This window comes from Bradyrhizobium sp. SPXBL-02, assembly GCF_051853065.1.
Lineage (GTDB): Bacteria > Pseudomonadota > Alphaproteobacteria > Rhizobiales > Xanthobacteraceae > Bradyrhizobium.
Window position 1 is genome coordinate 1974502 of sequence record NZ_CP182474.1, and the last position, 22104, is coordinate 1996605.

The following is a 22104-nucleotide window of genomic DNA, read 5'->3' on the forward strand; positions in this document are numbered from 1 at the left end:
AACAAATTACGGTAGGATCTGAACCCGCGGAAATAGGCTGGACCTGACATATCATTTCACCCCGGAATCATCCGCAGTAGATAGGGAATCAGTGCTAATATCTGCTGTTTGACTGGCGACCTATGGTACGAAGCGCCGCCTTTGTGCAGAGAGAACTTGTTTGCCTGATACCAGTCGTAGGTGTCGATGATCATCTCGGAATTAGAATACTTCGGCGCATAACCAAGCTCCTCCTGCGCCTTCGAAATATCGAAATATGTTGATCGCCCGTACGCCAGCAAATGGAACGGGCCTAAGGGGGAAAGACCGAGCGTGCTTGCCAACTGCGCAATTGGGAGAGTCGGCCACATGGGAATAGACTTTATTCGACTCTTGGATTCAGCATGATCGATTAGTGCCTGCAGAAGTTCACGCATTGTGCCAAATTCAGCGGCGCCGATGTTGTATTCTGCAAACCCTTTCACACCCGATGCTGCAATGCATGCCCAAGCCAAATCATCCGAGTGGACGAATTGATATCTGTTGTTCCCGCTAGCCAAGACCGGAATGTCTAAACCACGTTGAACCCACTCAAATAGGATATGAGCGGTGCCAAGCCGGCCGGGTCCAAGAATAGTCCGTGGACGCACGATTGCTACATCGAGGCCGTAGTCTTGCATTGCTTTCCGACAAATGACTTCTCCAGCGAGCTTCGCGCGTCCGTAATCTTCGGCTGGTTTGGGTTCAGTATTCTCTGTGATGGGATTCAATTTCGGCGCGCCATAAACAGCGGTGGAGGAAGTATATATCAACTTCTCGACCCCTGCCGCAGCCGATTCGTAAGCAATGGTCTGCGTGCCGTCCCTGTTGACTGACCAAAACAAGTTTACATCTTTGGCCAAAGGGTTTTGAGCAGCGTTGTGGAATACTTTATCTATGCCGGAGACTGCCTGTCTAACCGCGTTGCGATCCAGAATCGAGCCTTTGAAAAATTCCAGATTGGGATGACGGAAGCCGGGAAAGTTGAGGTCGATCATGCGAACGTGGGTTCCTCGCTCAAGCAACTGTTTGCTGAGCACTTGCCCGAAATATCCCGAGCCGCCGGTAACTAGAGCTGTATTCGCCATTTCTGTGACTACACAAATCTTAAAGAGACGACCGGCAACGCGTGTCGTCCGATGGGTCGTTCATAGGACTGCTGGGGGTAGAAGTTAGGGTCCTGTTCCGGAGAACGACGTTCGTGTCGCCAGTGGACTGACACCGCGCATCGAGACGTTGTACGTGCAGCGACATTTTTCATCTATGATGTCCTTTCGTTCGAGACGATTTGGCGAAGAAGCCCGTTCCTCGGTAAGAACGGCAGCTATTCAAGTTGGGTGGAGGCCTACCATTTCTGTGGGCTGAGTGAGAGGATCTGTGGTTTGTTACTGGGAATTGATGGTCAGATGTTTTGAGTCGAATTGACGCGGGTGATGTTTCCCAGATGCGGTTCTCGCTGAACCTGACATAGGTTTGTCATTTGGATCAATGACTAGACTTGGTAGTTGATTGCGGTGCAAACTGTGTATCTGTTCAAATAGGCCTGATAGCCAAGCTCGCGGACACGGTGACGTGGAGGGGCTAAAGGCCTTAGAAGAAGTGAGCGCGGACCTGAAGTATCTTAAGTAGTAGATATAAGATCGCGGCACTATTTTGTGAGCTGGTAGAATTCGTGAGCTGCTATAAATGACTAATAGGGCCGCTGGCCGAGCACACTAGCACCTAATGATCGCGCAAAATGTTGATTGGTTTCCGAAGGCATGACATAGGCGAGTTGGTTTGCGAAGGTCTTGATGTGGAAACCTTCGTCCGTGAGACCGATGCTGTAGTACACGAATGGAATTGCTGTCGCGGACAGACGGGTAAATACCGATGACCAAGACTGAACAACCTGCGTTCGTTGTGCAGAGTCGTCAAGTTCGGGCATAAGCTTCTTCTGGGTCATATCTGGGCCCATTCCAATCGGTATCAGCCTTACGAGCTTATAGCTGACCTTAGCCCGCAATCGCCTCCAAGGATTGATAGAAGCCATACTCAGATGAGCGAGACTGAGGTGTAGACGGCCCCGGAATTGGGTGTGCACCTCTGTGCCGAGACGGGAGTTTGGATTACCCAGTACTAGAGTTCGCGCCTCTACCAAGCTGGTGGGGTGGTTGCGCCGGTGTGGATATAGGCAAGGACTTCAGCGGTTTCTTCGAGCCGATAGCTGCATCCGTCGAACTCTAGCAGATGCTGGTGGCATCAGCGATCGAGGATTGTCGCCCTCATGGTATTATCCGCGATATATGTTTCCCAATCATGCACGGAGCGATAGAGGTGAAGATGATGCTGCGGTTGAGTATGTAGCGTCGATAGATCAGCGTCTGCCGCAATGCGCCGGTACCGTCAGAGATGGCGCGTCCGAGCAGGAGATCGTCCAGAAAGAGGAGATCGCAGCAGTTGATGGCTCGCAGCCAGACCTCGATTCGGAGAGTTAATGGGGTAGCGTGGAAGGAGTCGTCGGTCTTAAAACACTCGGCATTTTGGCTTTGCAGAATCGCCCTATAGGCAATCATTCTGGCGATGTAGGACTTCCCGGTGCCACATTGCCGACAACCAGCGCGTTCTCGCCGGCCACATGAACGCCGGGTGTGGAGCTGGAAGCACGTTTGGCGCGGCAGTTTGGGATTGAAACAAGTCGCTCTTGGCGACTGTGAGCATTTCATCGAACCCGAACCCCCCCCCCCGAACCCGAACCGAACTCGCCCTCGACGCACGCGTGACGGCGACGGTTGCATAACGCCGAGATTCTGCGGAACGACGGCATTCACCTCACGGACAACGAAACGACGAAACGGGGCCATCATGCTCCTACGGCCACCGGCGCGACGCGACCTTTGGGCCGATGCCGACAAGATCGACTTCATCGACGATAGCAGTGTCGCCTCGCACATCGGGCTGCATCGAGGAAAACACGACAAGATGATGGGCGATCCGCTCAAGCGCCGATACCGTGATGGACCTCTCGACCGGCCGCAACATTCACACCACCCGCGAATGGATTTTGCGCAAACCCACTGGCTCTCGGCTCAACCGCCTCAACTTTTGCGACCAGGAGCGAGGATCTGCTCATGAAGTAGGGCGATGGGCAGCTCCATGGGCCGGATGACCAATCATTGTGTCCTGATCGAGCGCCACACGCAAGAGTCGCGCACGCGGCACGAATGGTGAGGCTGAAGACCAATATTATGTAAGGCGGACTTTGGGACTTAAGGTGGACATCCTCGTATGTTAGCGGCTTAACGGAAGATCTGAGCTTCACCATCGGTTGAGTTTCTGGCTATCCGGCCAGGGGCGTCTGGCGTCACGGCAGGATTGCTGCGCCAACTCGGCCGGGCGGATGGGCTTGAGCAGAAACTGGCTCACAGCATTTGGGTAACCCGCCTCCAGCATGGGAGGAGTGAGCCTAGCCGCGGTGGCGTAGTCCGCGTGCACGGCTCCAAAAGAGGCTATGACATTCGCGTGGTCGAGATGATTTGGACCATCCGGCTCGATTATTATCCAAGCCTTGGCTAGATCAGCGCAGCTTTCAAGTCGCAGGGCTTCAACGGCGGCTGCATTACTGCCGGAAGATCCTCCGGTCAGCCATGGTAGACCGAGCGGCCGAGTCTGGAGCAAATACTGCAGGCTCGTCGCAAAGCCAGTGAGATAGATGACTGGTGCACCAACTTCAAGGCCGGCCGTACGAGCCTGGGCCTTGGCCATGGCCAGATAGTCGTAGAATGATTGCGAGAGCACCAATCCATTACCGCTCGGCATCTGCATGACAGCTGTATAGGCACGCAAATCTTTCACCTGACGGTACGGCCTGAGAATGCCAGCATTGATGATTGATGCAGTGAGCAGCTGTGCCAAGACCACCAAGGGGAGCAGGATGGTGACGCTGCGTCCATGTTGTGTAAGAAGGCTCAGGATAGCCAGGGCAGCGAGTATCCAGAACAAGGCGTCCATCGAACCGACGAGCCAATAGTTCATGTTGGAACCGAGTGCGGACAGGTGCGGTAGGACCAAAAGGGCCAGCGCCAGAGCAATGCTAGTGGGAGCTTCGATGCGCGGAACCGATCCCACTCGATAGAGTATCGCGCCAAGGCATGTGAAGGCCGCAACCAGGAACAGGGTCGAGGGCTGGATGCTGATCGGATCGATCCCCAGTAGCGTAATCGCGATTGTTGCGATCAACCCAGCGGCGAGAACAAGCGACGTGATCACGTTGTGCTTAGCTCCACTGAGAATGCTGACCAGAAGGGCTATCGCGACTATTATAGCGATAGCGACTTCTGAGCGACTGGTGGGGAGCCAATCGATCCGAAACATGAGAGCCAGCCCGTGTCCGTCTTCTTTCAGGGTATCCATTTCAGCGCTTTTGACGATGCGAGTCACCAGCGCGGTGACGCTGCCATCAATCAAATAGGCGGTAGTATCCAGCAGAGCCAGAGCGATCAGTGCCGAGCCAAGCATCGGCAGCAGCCACTTTCGGCGCAAGGCGATAACGTAGAGCACCACCAGGATGGCAACGGCCGCTGCGGTTGGCGGTCTGGCCATAAAGCAGCACCAGCCGCCAACTCCGACCAAGATCCAGCCTAAGACCTGACGGACACGCCCTGGCTGGTGGAGTAAAAGGAGGCCGATCATCACCACCAAGAGCGATTGAAAGGTTAGCGAGTAGTGGGTGGGCGTTCGTCCCCAGAGCCCCCAGCCATTAAAATGGCACAGTGTTAGGCAGGCGATTCCTGCCGACAGCACCGTCGTCTGTAGCGGGTCTGTCGTCCACAGAAGTCGGATCAAAAGGAAGCTGAGAACCCAGCCCAATGCCATGGTAAGCGTGACGTTCGCCATACGAAGCACTGCGACGTCGCCACCCGCCCACTGATATGGCCAGTGATAAACAAACCCGAAAAGGGACGCCGAAACATTGATTACGTAGGGGAATGGGTTCGCGATGGAGGTGAGGTAAAAACCTTCGGAGCTGATATCGAGCCCGTAACTACAGTAATATAACAGCTGACCGAAAAGGATCGCTGTGGTTACTGCGGATAGGCTCAGCAAAGATTGATCCAGGAATATTGATGGCGTCCGTCCCTTAGCAAAGCAATTATCTTTGGGCATGGGCTCCTTCCCGACAGCCTGAGCTAGTCCATTCTAATGAAATGTCGGCCTCCAGGAGCTTTTATCTGGATTGAACCTTACAAGCTCCTCCTAAAATTGGTGAGCTCCCTCGCCCTATGGGTTGGACCTTATATCAGCCGGTTCGCTGAAGAGCAGATCATCGGAGCGCGTGGCAGTATGAGTACTAGCGAAAGCAGCCGACCTGTGCCGGCAAACGGAATCTGCAGCCCTTTGTGTAAATGGTAGGAAAACAGCGGCGGACTGGAAATCCTGCCCAGCGGCGAAAGGCGCCGGTAACCAGAAAATGAGCTGCAGGCGACGCTCGACCTCACCATGGTCGCTATCCAAAAAGATCCGCCACTCTCAACCGTGAGGCAGCCGTCCACTTGCAGGCCGCACATAAGGTCAGTGAATGGGGAGCGTAAGGTTTGAGCGGGTCACATTTAGGTAAGTTTCAGGTCTGATTAGACATCGGCACGCGCATGATGATGCGAGCTGGCACTCGTTTTGCCAGCGGCTCGCCGTCATCGGTTCGAGGCATGCGCGCTGGATCGAGAAGCCTTTACAATAACATGCGGGGCAGGAGATCCGGCAGCTGTTTGATAACGAATTGCGCAGAGCGAACCAATGCTCTTGCCAAGTGCCGACCGGTCGCGCGCCGACGCACGAGGGATCGATGCAACGGCTGCGTAGGCCGGTAAGGACGGATGGCTGCCAACGTCCGCCCTAATTCCATTTCGGCAGGGAGATACTCGGCTTTGACGCCGGCGGCCCGGAAAGCGCCAGGGCAGCTTTGGCTTTAGCTTTGTGCGGAACAGAGTTCGAATAGCGAAGAGCAATTCAGAAGTTCGGGATCATATTGAAGCCGATAAAGGAGTCTCGTTGGTCGGGCTTTCTCGGCCGTAACGCGCGCGACCTTGAAATTCCGTCAACGACGGGTGAAGTCCGCTGATTGCAGGGCCTGAGTAGCTAAATGCAAACGATGCGGGCTGTAGTCAACTACCCAGGCTAGTAATTGATCGACATCTCCAAAACATGCCACGTTGCAACTGAGCCGGTCGACCTGCGCGAGAAAGTGATATCCCGATTGAAGTCCGAACAGTGAGTCGCCCGGTTTGTTACTTGCGTATGCCCTAGCTTCCCGCCGAGTAGGCGTGCAACGAGGTCAGTCCGATGCATCTCGAAGGCCAGTTACCGAAAAATCTGAGCTGCGTCTGGCGAGCCAGAGATGATCCTACTGTCGCTTACGCAGCGTTTCACAGCGACAAGCCGCTAGTCGTAGATTTAGACGGTTCTTTGCTGCGAACCGATCTGCTATATGAATCATTGTTAAATATTGTGACTACGGGATTTCACGCGAACTGTGGTGCAATCCGAGCTCTGATCAACGGCAAAGCAGCCGTAAAACATCATGTTGCTCTGGCTTCCCAACTCGATTATTCCACTCTCCCGTATAATTGTTGCGTGGTGGATCTAGTTCGCTCGGCCAAAGCACACGGCAGAAAGGTCTACCTAGCTACCGCAGCCGACGCGAAGCACGCGAAGGCCATCGCTGATCATTTCGGCATCTTCCATGGCTGGTTTGCTTCTGACGCAAGAACAAATTTCTCGCGATCCTTGAAAGTTGACATACTCCTAGCTGCCTTCGGTAAGGATGGATTTGACTATGTTGGCAACGGTCCTTCAGATTTTCCAGTGTGGGAAATTGCCGATAAAGCCTATGCCGTCGGCCTCTCTAACTCGGAAAAGGATCGGCTCATCGCACTCAAAGGTGGCTATGTCGCATTAGATGAACTGAACGCGGGCAGACGAGTGTGGTGCAAGGCACTTCGTGTTCATCAATATGTCAAGAATATCCTTGTTTTTGTGCCGTTGGCAGCCTCACATCAATTTGCGATAGTTAACATCGTCAGCGATGTGATTGCCTTTTTCGCATTTTGCGCTTGCGCGTCGGCGGTCTACGTGCTGAACGATCTGCTAGATCTCAAGTCTGATCGTGTGCACCTTACCAAACGAGCCCGTCCGTTTGCGAGTGGGTTTCTCCAACTTCGGACCGGTCTGCTCCTGGTTCCGGCCCTTCTGCTGATTTCCGTGACACTGGCGACGACAATCTCGCCTGAATTTGTCGCGGTGTTGGTCGGCTATTTTGTGCTAACGAGCGCATATTCTGTATATCTGAAGCGCAAGATGCTTTTGGACGTAATTGTGTTAGCAGTGCTCTACACGACACGCATTGTCGCAGGCGGTGTGGCAACCGAAATCAGAATCTCGGAGTGGCTCTTCATCTTCTCTATGTTCATCTTCACGTCCCTGGCGCTAATAAAACGATACGTTGAGCTGTCGAAGAAAGTCGACCGCGACCTCCCGGATTGTTCAGGCCGTGACTACAGTATTGGCGACCTTGATATTGTTGCTGCTCTCGCTGCCGCGTCTGGTATGAACGCTATCACGGTCTTTGCGTTCTATGTTGCGTCACCCGACGTGCAGGTACTTTATCGACACCCGAAGGTGCTATGGCTGATCTGTCCGATCCTTCTTTATTGGATAGGCAGGGCGCTCATGATGGCGCATCGGCGTCTAATGCACGATGACCCCGTCGTCTTTGCGCTGAGGGACCGCTTCAGTGCAATTGCCATCGCATCAATCGCTCTCGCGCTTGTGATCGCGATTTGAGGCATTCTACACCTTTCCGGAGTGGCGTTGCCATCATGCGTTCAAATTCATAGCGGTAAGCCACGGTTGTGCTCGGTCCAAGGCCGCAGTTGCCACACGTAGATAGCAGTGATTCAGTCTCTCTGATCGGCAGGACTGAAGATCATGATGATAATCGGCAAGTCGAACAAGCGATCAGGTTCACCTCAATTTGGCTACCGGTGGTTCTGCCGGCTTGGCCTGGATGGTGCGGTGCCGGATCACTCGACGTTCTCAAAGAACAGACGTGGTCGCTTCCGAGAAAGCAATCTCTTCCGTGCGTGTTCGAAAACGTCTTGCACCTTCGTATCGAGGAGTGGTTGGTCGGCGCTCAAGAATTTGCCTTGTCGGACCCTCGAGAACGCGATCATCGTCGATGTCGAGGCAACCACGGCAATCGGGCAGGCGGAGGTGTTGGCCGCAAGCGCATGATTGAGCGCTCGCTCGAACGGCTTGACCTTTATCCCACCCGGCTCGTTGGCGACAGCGGCTATGGCTCGGCCGAGATGCTCGGCCGGCTGGTTTACGAGCACGGAAGCGAGCCGCACGTGGCTGTGGTCGACAAGTCAGCCCGCGCAGACGGGACATTTTCGCGCGAGGATCACACCAGCGACATCTATAGCTGCCCCGGTGGCAAGATGCTGACCGCCTTGAAGGCTCGCTGCTGCTCCAAAAAGTTGTCCTCAAAGTGTCTCGTTCGATCTGCGAGGGCGCTCGCGACATGGCGCGCGAGATAGCACGGTCATGGGAGGGCCGTACCTCACGCGGGTTGCGGAAGCTCGAGATGCTGTGTCCGCACCTCAAGCGCATTCTCAAGCTCGACCGTTTACGATTACCAGGCCCAAACGGCGCACGCGACGAGTTCACTCTCGCAGCCACCGCACACAAGCTGATCGCGATGCCTATAGCAAGGCCCGCATATGGCCCACCTCGATCTCTTCGCCGGCCCAACCGTTACAACGGAGTACTGCCGGCTTTTTCAACGGAATCGGCCATGGCTGAACATCCCATATCTTGTATGCCCCGGCTGTGCCCCTCCGTGAATTTTCCCTCCGGGCACAATACGGGTGGGAACATGGAGCCGGCTTGTAGGCAACGTGTAACGGGGGCAAGGAGAGAGGCCAGGGACGATGGAAGCGAGCGATAAAGGCCTCAGCGCTGGAGTGACGACGAACTACTTGAGGCTCACTGACGCGGCGATCCGCACGGCCACGCTGCCATCGGACAAGTCTCAGCACTGTTTGCAGTATACAGAGCAGCCGCGGGCTGGCGATGAGGATGCGCGCGGCCCGACTTGGGCTTTGCTGTTCACCGAGCCTGGGGAATTGGCGACCGACACGATTCGCACGTGTGACCTTCGCCTTCGGAAGACCCGAATGTCCCGCCTCGCTTGAATCATCGAGAGTAACGTCACCTCGGTGCCGTCAGCAGCGTATTGTGCAGCGAGGCCGAACTTTGGACGATCCAGAACTAGAGTTTTTCGCCTTGATCACGTTAGCGGGCTAGATGCGCCGACGTGGTTTCGCAGCAAAATCGGCGGTCTGTTGCCGATCGCGCGATGGGCCGTTCTTCGCTGCATGATCTGCGCCAAGTCTTCACTCTTTGTTGGGCGTCCGCAAAGCTGAGAAACGAGTGAGTGTTGAGGCATTCGGCCCGGAAGCGGCCGTTGAAGGCTACGATGAACGCGTTGTCGGTTGGCTTGCCGGGCCTGGAGAAGTCCAGCGTGACACCGCGTTGGTAGGCCCATAGGTCCAGATCGCGCGACACGAACTCGCTGCCTTGCTCGACGCGGATCGTTGCCGGGAATCCCACTTCCTTGCAGGCCCTTTCCAGGATCGCCACGACGTCGCTGCCGCGGAACGTGAACCGTGGCTGCAGCACCGGTGAGAAGCGGGAGAAGATATCGACGATCGTGAGCACGCGCAGCTTATGCCCCGTCGCCAATTGATCGTGGACAAAATCCATCGCCCAGGTCTCGTTCGACCGCGTCGCCGGCTTGCGGTCGTCGCGCAACTTGGCCTTAACCCGACGCTTCGGCGTTTTGTTGCGCAACTGCAGGCCCAATTTGCGATAGATGGGACGGGTCTTGTTCTGGCCGTGGCGCCATCCCACGCAGCGCAGCAAGACGTGGACACGGTGATAGCCGTAGCGAACGTGGCAGATCGCCCCTGATCCGATCTTCAAGAGCAGCCTGGCTGGAGCGAGGTGACCTGTAATGGTAGGCTGACCGGTCGAACTCGAGAGCGTCACAATCCCGACGGATCGACACCTGCCACTCACGGCACATTTGGTCGGCCAGCTTGCGGTTCCGGCCGGGCTTCATAGTTTTCGGCGGATCACGTCCCGCAGCATCTCCTTGTCGAGCGACAGGTCCGCCACCAGCTTTCGCAGCTTGGCGTTCTCCTCCTCAGCTGCTTCAACCGTCGCATCTCGGTCGCCAGCAGACCGTCATACTTCCTCCTCCAGTTGAAATAGGACGGCTGGCTGATCCCCGCCTTGCGGCAGATCTCCGCCACGCAACCCCGTCATCGCCGTGATTCAAGATGAACCCCTTCTGGGCGTCCGAAAATCTTGAGGCCTTCATCGGCTCAGCTTCAGGACCTCAGAGCAGCGCGAAAGGTTCCGCGCTAACGCAGCAACCAGGCGTGCATGTCCTCGATAAGCGGCTTGCACTTTCCTGGCGCACGACGCGCCGCTCCTCGGCGCCGCTGCCGTTCATGGCACGCTCCTCGAAGAATGCATCCAGGCGCGTCTGACCGCCTGCAGCGCGATCGGAGAGACCGGTTTGCCCTTCTTACCTTCCCGAGCATTTTTCTCGATGTCAGCCAGCTCGAACAAGCCTCGCCACGCATGGGGAAAGCAAAACGCAGGCGCAATCGGCAGCGGCGCTTCGGTCAGATCCCGCCGCGGCACAGACCGTCCAATCTCGACCGGCACGAGCCGAGCTATACTCGTCTGACCCTGCTTGCAAAACTCTTTGCGCCACCTGAACAGCTGGCGAGCCACCTCGGAAACAGTGGCTCCGGGCCCGAGCGATTCCGCAACTTGCCGTTCCTTCTCGTCTCGGCGACCACCGACTCCGCCGCTCGAGCGATGTGATCCCTCTCCCCGCGAAATCGTCATAGCGCTTCTCCTAGGACTACCCCTAGACCTGCAGCGCTCGCCTCCGTCAAGCAGGCGGCCGTTAATGGGCGTACGTTTTGTTCAGCTCAACAGACCCAGCAACCGACTTAACTTCCAGATAGTCTTCGAGACCGAAGCGCCCCCATTCACGACCGTTACCGGATTGTTTATAGCCCTCGAAGGGGGCGGAGCTGTCGAGTGAGCCAGCAGGTAGATATATGGTGCCAGCTCAGAATTAGGCGGGCAACGCTTCGCGCGCGTTCTGTTGAGCCTGAGAATACGCACCCGGCGAGGCCGTATGGTGTATCGTTAGCAATGCGGACCGCGTCGTCCTCGTCCGCGGCACCAACGATCGCAAGCACCGGCCCGAAGATCTCCTCGCGTGCGATAGTCATTTCGTTTGTGACATCCGCAAAGATGGTGGGGCGAACGTAGAAGCCCTTGGCTGCGGTGTACGACGGGGCCCATATGGATGCCCGCCGCGCTGACCAACACTGTACCTCTCCCCTATAGCTTTCGCGATCCTCGCGATTTCCGCCATTCTAGATTTCGGTACCATGAGGCGCGATGGTGCGCCACAAGATTGGCCGGAGTTTTGGAAAAGCGTCGCGATGCATTTGCTGACGGCCTTTTCATAATCGGCGCCCTCAAGAACAATGCACGGGGATTTGCCCACAAGTTCTTCCAACGCGCTTGATCGTATAAGCGGCCCGCCTCGCGACGTCGATCCCCGCACGTGTGATCCGATGAACGAGATCATATCGATGTCTGGATGCTCGCTCATGGCGGCGCCCACTTCAGGTCCCAAACCGTTGATCAGGTTGAATACACCGTTCGCACGCCAGCCTCGTGTAAGGATCTCCGCAAATATCAGTGCACAAGTAGGAGCGAACTCCGACGGCTTGAGAATCATTGTACAGCGCTGCAGCGAGCGCCGGCGCTACTTTACACGTTATTTGGTTTATTGGCCAATTCCACGGCGTGACCATTCCTGACCACGCCAATCGGCTCGCGAACCACGTTTGTACTGTCGATCTGCTCCTCGAAAGAGTAGTTCTTGAGCCACGTCAAGCGTGGTAGCCAAGTGGGCAATGGCGGAGCCAGCCTGCTTCTGCTTCGCCATTGCTAGCGGGGCCCCTATCTCGTCCGAAATGGAATGCGCTGCTCGCGCGTTGTCCGAGAAAAGCTATCAAGCGCGCGCGGCTGCGATGAGCGCCTTTGTCGACGTCCGGTTTTGAGCCGAGCGCAATCTCGTCTCCTCTGCGGTCGCCGGACGATCATTCGCATCGTTTTCCACAACGTCGGGATCAGCCCACGCGCCATCAATGTAACATTGCATGCGGTTAACCATGCTGTCCTCTCAAGTTGGTTGAAAGTTTGCGCGGCGCCACCGTGCTGAATAGCAGTTGCATTCTCCAGATTCAGTTGTGTCCGCTTAGGCTCATAGTTTCTTAGAAACGATGGCCGCTCTCTATGGAGCGGACCAGTCCGGGAAGGAAAACGCCTAAGAGTGCTTTGAGGCTCCAGGACAATTCGTGCCGTTGACCTACGCTTTGTGCTGCTCATTGCGCCCGCTCTCCACTAGCTGAGCCTCCATTCGCCCAGATGCAGGTCTTGCCGTGCGCTGGGGCGCCGGCCCTTCGCGACAGCTCCCATCAAGGGCGCACCCCGGTGGTTGCGGTCTCTGGCCAACCGGCTCCGATGATGCCCGTACAACCCCTTTGTTGCGTGGCTTAGCAGTGATCCTCGCGCTGCTTTCGCATATTTTCTTCCAACAAGAAGTAAGTGGATGCAGCTTCCCGGCACGCCCCTTCGTTACTTGACGATATCGGCGGGAACATCCGCGGAGCGTTGTGGTTCAGAGGAGACTTTAACTGAGGCTCAGAGAGAGCAACCGATGGCCCTGCCTCCGGCGAAAGCGTCTATCCGCACCGCAGGCCGCCTCAAGCGGATCCGGCGCTACTGTTGCAGAAACGCGGCACCGCCGCGATCGTCGCCGAGATCTTCGACGCTGCACGAGGCCGCACCTGAGTATCCTGCCATCTATGCGCATAAGCGAGTCTAGCGGCCGGTTATGCATCTGAATGCAGCCTTATTCGTCTAACCGTCAGTAAGTCGCTTCCTGTTGCTGGACCCTACGACAGAATATGATGAGATCTCGGTCGCAATCGGCAGCGTGATGCGGATTCGTACAGGGGAAAACCCGAGGGGGACATGGCACCGGCCGCTCGCTGAGACAGCAGATTCGCGTGGCGCCCTCTCGACGCGCGGAGCAGAAGGTCCATTTCGGCGAGCTCACGAGTCCGGCCGGCTTTGGCTTTCCGATTTCACGGACATGCGAGGCCACTTGCTTCTTCCCCGCGCCGCGGCGATGCCGGGCAGCCGATCTATTGATAACGGCCCTCTCGATTTATCGCTCAGCGGACAGTAAGGAGTGGGGAGCATCGTCTGACAATCAAACCAGCCTAATGAGCGCTGAAGGAGACTTGCAACGAGGCAGCCAAACCAGGGAGTCATGCAGCATTTCTGCGCAATGTCGCCGGCGCCTACAGCAAATCTTCCCTGATGTCGCCGATTTCGTGAAATCACGCGCCGATCTTTGATAGGCTTTGACAAGCTCGGCGGTGGCGTATCAGCGCGTATCGCGGGGAGAATGGTGGGTTTTTGATGATGACTACTCCGCCGCCGTCTGATGCGAGGCGCTCCGAACCGGTTCGCCTTCCGGCAGAGCGCGAGTGGCTTGATCCCTCGAGCGAGCTCAACAAGCTACGCGAAACGCAATCGCTTAGCCGGTTTCGGTTTCCCGACGGTCGCGCTGGCTGGCTAGTGACGAATCAGGAACTTGCACGCGCAGTGCTGAGTGATCATCGCTTCACGCGGCTAGGGGCGCAAGTGTGGCCCCGGTCGGAGGTTCATCCCAGGCCTACTATGCAATTTCTCATGATCCAGTGTTTCCGGATGCCCTTCGTGCGCTCGTCGAGCGCTATCGGAGCGATGGCCGGCTCGCGGACGCGTTCCGGGATCCGGAAGTTCTCCGAACGCTCCGTGAGTGCCCCCTAACCAACTTACCATTTTTCCTTAAGGACGCGCCCGAGCATACTCGGATTCGTCGTTGCTTGCGGGCTATTTCGCCGTCCGACAAGCCGCCGAGCATCGCGCAACCATCGAGCGGATCGTCGCCAACCGTCTGGATGCGATGGAGCGGCTACAGCCGCCCGTTGACTTGGTCAAAGTCTTCTCGCGTCAAGTGCCGTCGTTAATGGCTTGCGAAATGTTCGGCATACTAGAAAGTGAGCGTGATATTTTCGAACGGCTTACGGGGCTCGCGCTAAATAAGGACGCCAATTCCGAGAATATTCTAGAGACGAACGAAGAGTTTCGCGCGTTTATGAGGAGTGTATTCGCCCGGAAGCGAACGCAGCCGTCCGATGATATATTCAGCGAGTTGGTCCGCTGCGGTAAGTTGACCGATGAGGAGCTCGTGGCTACTGCCGTCACCCTGTTGCAGGCAGCTCACGCGGCTATCGCCAGGAGTGTGGCTTTCTCAGTCTATATGCTCCTGAAAGAGCGAGAGCGGTGGAACGTGCTCAGGACGGAGCCGGATTCGATCGGCGCAATTGTTGAGGAGCTGCTGCGCTTCGCGATCGCTGCCCAGCTTAGTGTCCGGATGGCTCTGGAAAATGTGGAGCTCGGTGGCACCGTCATCAAGGCCTTCGAAGCTGTGGCGATCTCTTTCTCAGCAGCGAATCGCGATCCTGCGGTATTCGCCGAGCCTGACCGGCTGGATTTAGCGCGACATGAAGCTGGGAGGCATCTCACGTTCAGCTTTGGCATTCACCAATGTCTCGGCCAACACTTCGCGCGACTGGAGCTACAAATCGCGCTCTTCCGGCTCGCGCAGCGTTTTCCAAGTCTCAGACTTGCCGTGCCAGCCGAAGATATACCTTGGCATACAGATCGGGACATTTACGCGCCCGGCAGGCTTCCCGTTACTTGGTGACGCGATCGTGACAAGAGTCATTGCGGACCGGGGCCGATGTGTAGGGGCGGGCATGTGTGCGCTCACAGCTCCGCACCTGTTCGAGCAGGACAAGGATGGTCGAGTACTGCTGCTCGCCGAAGGCGCTGTAAAAGGGGGCGGAGCTGGAGGCCGCTCGTAAGCGGTCGCGTTGTGCCCAACAGGAGCATTGTCGCTCCGTGACAAACCTTAGATGTAAGAACCGGCGAACCGCGCGTGAATGTGGCCGGCCGGCCGCGCGGCCGAGTCGTTGGACTTGACCGAGAAAATGGAAGGAGTTTGCGCATGCGGATCGAAGTTGACAAGGAAAAGTGCGTAGGGGGTGGGCAATACGTGCTCGCCACATCGGAGGTGTTCGACCAGCGCGATGAGGACGGTGTTGTTGTACTGCTCACTGAATCGCCACGCGCCCATTTGCATGAGAAGGTTCGGCTTGCGGCGGCGCTGTGCCCGGCTGTTGCGATTCGAATTATCGAGTGAACAGCAGGCGTGAAATGCTTTGTGCCCCCGTTTGGTCGGACGCCGGTTGAGGCTCTGGCTAACACGTTAATAAGCCGGTAGGTGCAAAGACGGCATTCCAGAAATCGCTTTCTTCGTTGGCTGCGAACCTTTCGGGTTTAAGGCTTTCGGATACGCAGGAGCTTGCTGCGCTCGCGAGCGCGGCGTCGGCAGCAGGCGAAATTCAGTGGAGAGAAGACAGCATGAGTAGCTCCCGTGGTGGGCTCCTGCGGCTATTCCGATGACGGACGGGCCGGTGATTATCGTCGGCGCGGGCCATGCGGGATTCCACGTCGGCGCATACTTACGCCAGTTCGGATTCAAGGGACCCGTTTGTCTTGTCAATGGCGAAACGCATCCGCCATACCAGCGGCCGCCGCTCTCGAAAGCTTACGTCAATGGCTCCGTAGGCCCGGATAGCCTCCTGTTCCGGCCAGCTAGTTTCTATCGCGAAGAGAGCATAGACCTTATCCAAAGCCGTGTTGTCGCCATCGATCGACAGCGCCTAAAGCTGTTGCTTGCGTCCGGCGAATCGCTCGACTACGGCCACGTAGTGCTGGCAACGGGCGCGCGCAATAGTCTGGTCGACCTTCCGAACGCCGATCTGCCCGATGTAAGATATCTGCGCATCTTCGAAGAAAGCGAGGCCTTGCGCAGGATTCTTCCGTCCAAAAAGCGCGTGGTGGTTATCGGTGCCGGATTCATCGGGCTTGAGTTCGCCAGCGTCGCACGCGCCAAAGGTTTGGAGGTCGACGTGATCGAGCTCGCGCCGCGAGTCATGGCGCGCACCGTGACGGCTGAAGTGTCTGACTACTTCCAGGCACGGCACCGCGAGGCTGGCATCCGCATTCATCTCGGTGTGCACGCCACCGGCATTGAGGCTGATCGGGGGGAGGTTACGGGCGTCTCGCTAAGCGACAATCGGCATTTGGCGGCCGATTTGGTTGTCGTCGGCGTCGGTGTTATGCCCAGGGTTGAGCTCGCAGCAGAAGCTGGTCTGCCGGTTGCATCAGGCGTCGTCGTCGATGAGTACCTGTTAACCGCCGATCCAAATATTTCGGCCATCGGCGATTGCGCGCGTTTCGCCAGCTTGCGCTTCGGTGGGTCACTTCGCTTGGAATCCGTGCAGAACGCCATGGATCACGCGCGCTGCGTGGCGGCGCGACTGGTCGGCGACAGAAAGCCTTATGACGGACAGCCTTGGTTCTGGAGCGATCAAGGAGATAGTAAGTTGCAGATTGCAGGATTGATAACGGGTTATGACCAGGTTGTTCTACGTGGCGCACGCACGCGAAAGGCATTCTCAGTGTTTTGCTACACGGCCGGCAAGCTTGTAGGTATCGAGTCGGTCAACCGCGCATCGGACCACATGTACGGCCGCCGCCTGCTCCGAATGAACCGTTCACTCCCTCCGGAAAGAGCCGCGGACGAGAGCTTCGAGCTCAAGAGAGCGCTAGCCTAGGATGCAAATTGGCGGGCAGCGCGGACTTGTCCTTATAGCGTTCCGCCCGTCCGCCAGATGCAACGAAACGGCTGCGCAAGGACGTATTCAATCGAATTGTCGTTGACAGCCTGCGCCGAAAGGACGACGAGCAGGCAATCACTGGGACCCGCAGCATCGAGGCTTACCGAAAGCGATGACAGCTAAGGATTGCTGTCGAAAAAAGCGCAGTTGGCGGCACCAGCCGGCCGCCTCATGCGCTGTATGGCCGCGCTCTGACGTTGTCATCGACAGAAGGCGGAGCCCGGTCGTCGCCGGTTCGGCCGGTCCGGGTAATTTGGGAGAACGGAATGATAATAAAATCGACTTCGAGACCGAACCCGTGTGTATACATGGGCTGCTGCGAAGCTCCTGACGTGCTAGGGATTAGGCGAACGTTCAGAGCGTTGAACAGCATCGGACACACATCTGCAACGGATGACTCGACAGGGCCATTGCGCCGCGACCGAGACCTGGCTTGGCGTAAGTATCCCTCCGGCGGTGGCCGGTTGAGTAGTTTGGTCGCCACTCTGAGGATGTGACCTCAGGTCTCGGCACCTAGCGAAGGCAAGGTCTTTTGGGGCCGAAGGTCCGCGGCGTACACGCGAGGGGCCGTCTGGTTGATGAGACCTTGCAGGCGGACGGGACTGTCTGTGGCGTTGCCATTCGCATGGATTGCCGCAAGGTGCGGCCACTTGGCATCGCTCTCAGCGAATGCTCGGCCGGTTTTCGGGCATGATCGCGAGGTGCGTCTCGCCCTCCCCGGGCTATCACAGCCCGATCTTCAGAGATTGCAGCTTTCCTCGATCAACCGACAGGCGCACTACGTAAGATCGTTTCCGCTGTGTGACAATATGGCGGCCGAATACGTTTTCGTTTCAATTGGCGGAGACGCTCTCAAGCGCAGTTTGAATAAGCCAATCGAGCTACTTGGGCGCGAGCATAAGGTCGTGCTTCAAATGTGGTAGGCAGACCACAGTCTGGCGAGTGATGCCGCGTTAGCGCGGAAGGGGGCCGGCTTGATCCAGCGTTTTTTAAACGCTCGGTCTACGTCCTGGAGAGCGCTTTTACATACGCCCCTGAATGGGCCGGCTGAAATGTTGGCGAAGACGGGCGGCAAACGCAGGATTAAGGCGCCAACACCCTCCTGATGCATCAATTAAAACTGAAAAGTCGTTACGCTCGGGCCTGGCGCGGCAGCGTATCGACGTGCCTAGTTTTGCTGACGAGGAGGACTGCCGGTGGGTGTGACAGAGACAATGAACACCGTCTATGTAGGTGGTACGTGCGATACCAAGAGCGGTAGAGCGGTGCCGACTGTCGCGCCGTTCTCGTTGATGCTTCAGTGTCTGATCTGCAACGCGCGTTCGATGAGTTTCCAATCCCGCGAAACCTGCTAGGTGCCACGGCTTCTACCGCGCAGGCAGCATGGAGCGCCTACGCGCCGAAGGAGCAATTGAGGCTCAGGCACTCAGCTTCAGGTCCAATTCGTCGTCAAGCAATCTGATTGTACAAAGAAAGGAACAAGATGTCAGTTTTCAGAAGTGGGGAGCAGCCCCCGCGTTGGTGCGAAGTCACGGGGTTCGAGTTGGTCGAAGTCGCAGGACAACCCCGGCCGATAGCAGTCCCTGCTAAGAAGCAGCGTCTACTCGTGACGCGTGGATTGTGTCGGGTGGCGAGCGAGAAGGGAGCGCAAGTGCTCAGTGAAGGCCAGTTCTGCGAACTCGATGATGCGAATGGTCCCTTTACTGCGGATGCCGGCGATCGCACGGCGCAAGTCCTTATCTTTTCCGGCAGGTGGGGCACTGAGTTGGGCGGATGCGGCGTTTTCAACGCAATTCCGAGCACCCCAATTGCGTCAAAGGGAGACCCGGTTAGCTATCCCAAGTCGACCAACTTCGACTCACACTTTCACGACTGCGACGAATACTGGGTGATCATTGAAGGAGGAGGCACAGTCGTTGTCGGATCGCACAGTTTCGAGGTTGAGGCGGGTGATTGTGTTGCCATCGGCATGGGGCATCATCACGATCTTCCTCAAATTAAGAACGAACTAAAGGCTGCCTATTTCGAGACCACTCTTGAAGGCAAGAAGCGGTTTGGACATCTCTGGGAGCACAAGCACGGACCGGCCGACGTTCGCGCCGACCGTGTATGATTCCGGTTTCCCGATCTGAAGGAACGCTTCATAACCTAAGGTCCTGCATATTGGAGCCTGCGGGTTCGTAAAGCGCTGCTGCGACACGTTCCTGCGGCGACGTAGGGCACAATATCGAGGTGATTAGGTTGTGAATATCACTTCTGAAGCTCTGGAAAAGGGGCCGGGCACCTTGGCTTGTGCCCCGAGCAAGGGTCAAATCGGACGGTGGACTCGTGCAGCGCAGGCGACATCACGATCGTACAGAAGTCGGCGCGTACAGTCTCATGGTATCCTGTCGAAGATGCCAATCGGCGATACCATCGAACTTTCGTTCGCATCACAGACAAAGTGAATGCGGCGGGCCGTAAATGGGAGTGACGATGAGCCATCGTTTCAACCAAGACAAATCATCATTCAGAATGCTCGTCACTAGGAATGCCTTTCGACGTATTAACAGGGTATCGTGCCGGCACGCGAGCGACTATCGGATTTTCCACTCTTGGGGCATTTCCGTCACGAAAATAGCTTATCCTACCCTGATCGATCACGAAGACCATCACCTCGACATCATTGCGGATCTAGCGGGAGTGCGGAGCACCTCGATTGTTGTTTCGCTGGGAAGCGGAATGGGCGGAATACAATCGCGACACAGACGTCATAGCGTTGATGGATTTTGCCACTGCGCACACCCTTTCTGTGAAGGGTGCGCGGCCAAATCCAGCGGGCTCAATGACAGGATGTTCGAATATTTTCCGGTGGAAGCGGCATCCGGGTCGGCTATATCATTTCATCGCAAGGTTGAAGTTTTCCGTGGGGAGCCAAAGCGAGTTTGTCAGAAGAGCCGGCCAGTGAAAGGGCGGCAGGTGTCCCTTCTCACCGGCAGATACTGGCAACAATTCTTTGTTGATCGAATAATTCTGCCGATCGCTGGATGGCGGTCCGGCAATGACTACAAACGTTGACGATAATCTTCAATGAGTGCGGTGGTGTTCTCCGCGATGTAAAGTGCACGGGTCGGTCAGCCCCTCCAAAATTGCAGGAATTCCCGCGATCATTCCGACAGGGCGCTTAAGTGCACCACGGTTGGTTTAGGAGTCAGCTAAATGGTTGATGTGATCCTTCATTCAGGACGACCACCTTCTACGCGGTGCGCTGCCGTGCATGCCCGATCAGAGATAGTAGCCACACTAAAAGCTACTCTCGGCAAGCCTAACAGCACTCTGGTGGGCGCCGCCATCGGCACTGGGTTGGCCGCCCAGGCGGCATCTAGGGGCGGCGCAGACTTCATCCTCGCGCTGAACGCCGGCCGTTTACGTAGCATGGGCGCGCCGTCGATCTTTTCCCTGCTCGCACTAAGCCACAGCAATGACTTCGTCATGGAATTTGCCAAGTCCGAAATCTTGCCATTCACCAAAATCCCGGTTTTCTTTGGTGCAAGTGCTTGCGATCCACGGCGTTCAATTGAAGCTGAAGTCGAGAGAATCGAGCATGCGGGCTTCGGTGGCATCGTAAACTTCCCTTCCTCCATCTTTCTTGACGGTTGTTTTCGGGCCGACATCGAGGCGGCAGGGCTAGGATTCCGTCGCGAGCTCGAGATGCTGCGCGCCGCTCAGCGGAGGGACATGTCGACTCTCGCCTACGTTCGAACAGTTGCAGAAGCCCAACAGGCTGCGCAAGCCGGTGTGGACATCATCAATCTCAATCTTGGTTGGAACGTCGGAGGAGCGCTCGGGAGCCGCACCCGGCTTAGCCTGACCCAAGCAGCTGAGTATGCAAAGATCGTCTTCCGTCAGATACGGGCCATTTCGCCGAATGTACTCTGCGTCCTGGAGGGCGGCCCCATCGTCAATCCCGAACAAATGTACGACGTTTCGGCAAACTCGAAAGCAGACGGTTATATCGGTGGTTCGACAATTGACCGGCTCCCTGTCGAATCCTCGATGGAGCAGGTGACATCCGCATTCAAGTCCGTAGCCACCTTGCAAAGGCGGATGGATAAACTGGAACGGCAGCTAGAGCCCGTGCAGCGCGAATATTCCATAGTTGGCAGATCACCATCGATCCAGCTGATCAAGCATCGAATCGAGAAACTTGCGGCCTCTGCTCTACCAGTCCTAATCACTGGGGAAAGCGGAACCGGCAAAAAGCTTCTGGTGCGAGGGCTTCACGAAGTCGCTAGACGTTCTGACAGCGCGCTGGTTCGTCAGAGCTGTGCAGATCAAATGAAAGTGTCGCTCTTCGGCTGCGCCCCCTGTGACGGCCGCAAAAAAGTAGTTGGACTGCTACAATACTACCCTAAAGCGACCCTACTCATCGAGAATGTCGACCGGCTGTGCGTCGAGACCCAAGAGCGGTTGGTAGAACTCATTGAAACGGGGGTCTATCGGCGATTGGGCGATAACGAGAAGGGTCGGTTCGAGGGCCGCTTAATCCTGACTGCGACGAGGCCGCTCTCAACATTGACCGCTAGTGGGCTGTTGAAGCCGTCGCTAGCGTCCCTTTTGTCCCCTGCACACGTCTTCCTTCCGAATCTGCGAGACCGCCTTGAAGACCTGCCACTTCTCGCAGAACACTTTCTCCAAGGCCTCCGAAAGGATCGTCGCAGTCGCAAGCTATTAGTTGACCACTCAGCTTACCGCACTCTCATGAGATATGAATGGCCCGGAAACATTCGTGAGTTGCGCTCCGTGCTGGAGACTGGTGCCATGAATTGCGAACGCGATTGGATTCAGGCCGAGCATCTGCCTCCCTTGGGGGGCTCAATCGCACAACCGTCGCACCCGGAAGACGAACGTAAATGGATTCTCGACGCTTTGGAGCGACATCGTTTCCGTCGCGGGGAATCTGCGCGATATCTCGGTATATCGCGCAAGACCCTATACACCAAAATGAAAGCCTACAGTCTGCTTGGACCTAAATGATCGAGCCTTCTAGCGGTGTTTATCGTCCAGTGGGGCGGTCGCTTTTTAGAGCAACTGTTTCAGCTTGGCA

Annotated in this window: 13 protein-coding genes and 3 pseudogenes; 7 read left to right on the forward strand and 9 right to left on the reverse strand. The window is 56.6% G+C overall.

Going from position 1 to position 22104, the window contains the following annotated elements; translation table 11 throughout:
* Positions 1-56 precede the first annotated feature (56 nt).
* The 4 genes from ACNJYD_RS09095 to ACNJYD_RS09110 all read right to left on the reverse strand — a co-directional run bounded on the left by ACNJYD_RS09095 (position 57) and on the right by ACNJYD_RS09110 (position 5163).
* Positions 57-1106 (reverse strand): NAD-dependent epimerase/dehydratase family protein, encoded by a 1050-nt coding sequence (locus tag ACNJYD_RS09095; protein ID WP_439366062.1) that lies wholly within the window; start codon positions 1104-1106, stop codon positions 57-59.
* Between the two features lie 602 nt (positions 1107-1708).
* A complete protein-coding gene (locus tag ACNJYD_RS09100; protein ID WP_439366063.1) occupies positions 1709-1963 on the reverse strand; it encodes a hypothetical protein in 255 nt (84 codons plus the stop codon).
* A gap of 905 nt (positions 1964-2868) precedes the next feature.
* Positions 2869-3039, reverse strand: coding sequence for a hypothetical protein (locus ACNJYD_RS09105; protein WP_439366064.1), 171 nt, complete (start codon positions 3037-3039; stop codon positions 2869-2871).
* 276 nt (positions 3040-3315) lie between these two features.
* The gene (locus ACNJYD_RS09110) at positions 3316-5163 is read right to left on the reverse strand and encodes a hypothetical protein (RefSeq protein ID WP_439366065.1); all 1848 of its coding nucleotides are present in this window, start codon (positions 5161-5163) and stop codon (positions 3316-3318) included.
* Positions 5164-6336: 1173 nt separating this feature from the next.
* On the opposite strand from ACNJYD_RS09110, the gene ACNJYD_RS09115 reads away from it, so the two are divergent.
* Positions 6337-7836 carry a UbiA family prenyltransferase gene (locus tag ACNJYD_RS09115; RefSeq protein ID WP_439366066.1) on the forward strand — a complete coding sequence of 500 codons (1500 nt, stop codon included), beginning with the start codon at positions 6337-6339 and terminating at the stop codon, positions 7834-7836.
* A 154-nt stretch (positions 7837-7990) separates the two neighbouring features.
* Positions 7991-8593, forward strand: a pseudogene (locus tag ACNJYD_RS09120) (transposase); the annotation flags it as partial.
* A gap of 750 nt (positions 8594-9343) precedes the next feature.
* Here ACNJYD_RS09120 and ACNJYD_RS09125 read toward each other — a convergent pair.
* From ACNJYD_RS09125 to ACNJYD_RS09145, 5 genes and pseudogenes are all read right to left on the reverse strand, one after another.
* Positions 9344-10438: pseudogene (locus tag ACNJYD_RS09125) on the reverse strand (IS3 family transposase).
* 8 nt (positions 10439-10446) lie between these two features.
* Positions 10447-10737: pseudogene (locus ACNJYD_RS09130) on the reverse strand (IS66 family transposase); the annotation flags it as partial.
* 301 nt (positions 10738-11038) lie between these two features.
* Positions 11039-11197 (reverse strand): aldehyde dehydrogenase family protein, encoded by a 159-nt coding sequence (locus tag ACNJYD_RS09135; RefSeq protein WP_439367436.1) that lies wholly within the window; start codon positions 11195-11197, stop codon positions 11039-11041.
* Entirely contained in the window at positions 11145-11372 is a 228-nt protein-coding gene (locus tag ACNJYD_RS09140; protein ID WP_439366067.1) for an aldehyde dehydrogenase family protein, read from the reverse strand. Before ACNJYD_RS09140 ends, ACNJYD_RS09135 begins: the two co-directional genes overlap by 53 nt.
* Positions 11369-11890, reverse strand: a complete 522-nt coding sequence (locus ACNJYD_RS09145) for an aldehyde dehydrogenase family protein (RefSeq protein ID WP_439366068.1) — start codon at positions 11888-11890, stop codon at positions 11369-11371. The genes ACNJYD_RS09140 and ACNJYD_RS09145 overlap by 4 nt, the downstream gene beginning before the upstream one ends.
* Before the next feature lie 2199 nt (positions 11891-14089).
* Between ACNJYD_RS09145 and ACNJYD_RS09150 the strand changes: the two genes are divergently transcribed.
* The 5 genes from ACNJYD_RS09150 (at position 14090) to ACNJYD_RS09170 (ending at position 22034) form a co-directional block, all read left to right on the forward strand.
* The gene (locus tag ACNJYD_RS09150) at positions 14090-14977 is read left to right on the forward strand and encodes a cytochrome P450 (RefSeq protein WP_439366069.1); all 888 of its coding nucleotides are present in this window, start codon (positions 14090-14092) and stop codon (positions 14975-14977) included.
* Between the two features lie 303 nt (positions 14978-15280).
* On the forward strand, positions 15281-15475 hold the full coding sequence (locus ACNJYD_RS09155; RefSeq protein WP_439366070.1) for a ferredoxin: 195 nt from the start codon (positions 15281-15283) through the stop codon (positions 15473-15475).
* Positions 15476-15734: 259 nt separating this feature from the next.
* A complete protein-coding gene (locus ACNJYD_RS09160) occupies positions 15735-16955 on the forward strand; it encodes an NAD(P)/FAD-dependent oxidoreductase (protein WP_439366071.1) in 1221 nt (406 codons plus the stop codon).
* Positions 16956-18645: 1690 nt separating this feature from the next.
* The gene (locus tag ACNJYD_RS09165) at positions 18646-19131 is read left to right on the forward strand and encodes a cupin domain-containing protein (protein WP_439366072.1); all 486 of its coding nucleotides are present in this window, start codon (positions 18646-18648) and stop codon (positions 19129-19131) included.
* Positions 19132-20216: 1085 nt separating this feature from the next.
* Positions 20217-22034 carry a phosphoenolpyruvate hydrolase family protein gene (locus tag ACNJYD_RS09170; protein ID WP_439366073.1) on the forward strand — a complete coding sequence of 606 codons (1818 nt, stop codon included), beginning with the start codon at positions 20217-20219 and terminating at the stop codon, positions 22032-22034.
* Positions 22035-22104: the final 70 nt, after the last annotated feature.